Source organism: Desertibacillus haloalkaliphilus (assembly GCF_019039105.1).
In the GTDB taxonomy this organism is placed as follows: Bacteria; Bacillota; Bacilli; order Bacillales; family KJ1-10-99; genus Desertibacillus; species Desertibacillus haloalkaliphilus.
Genome location: NZ_JAHPIV010000631.1, coordinates 1 through 322 on the forward strand (window position 1 = coordinate 1; position 322 = coordinate 322).

1 protein-coding gene is annotated in these 322 nt (G+C 36.3%); it reads left to right on the forward strand.

Going from position 1 to position 322, the window contains the following annotated elements; all coding sequences use genetic code 11:
• A partial coding sequence (locus KH400_RS23610) for a tripartite tricarboxylate transporter permease (protein WP_217228775.1) occupies nt 1-322 on the forward strand: 322 nt, incomplete at both ends.

Consider the following 322-nt stretch of genomic DNA (forward strand, 5'->3'; position numbering starts at 1 on the left):
ATCTTACTGGGGGCATTTATTTTACACGGAATTGTTCCTGGTCCTACAATGTTCACGAACCAAGGAACCGTAGCCTATGCCATTATATTTGGGCTTATCATTGCAAACATCTTACTGTTTTTTGTCGCTTTAATTTTTACAAGACAAGTGGCCAAAATTGTGCAAGTACGCTATAGCTATTTAGGACCACTGATTATTACGTTTTGTTTTGCAGGTGCTTTTGCTGCAAATGGTTCTCGCAACGAAGTAATTTTAATGATGGGTTTACTAGCAATTACTTATGTATTAGTTAAACTTGGCATTTCTGTTATCCCTATAATGT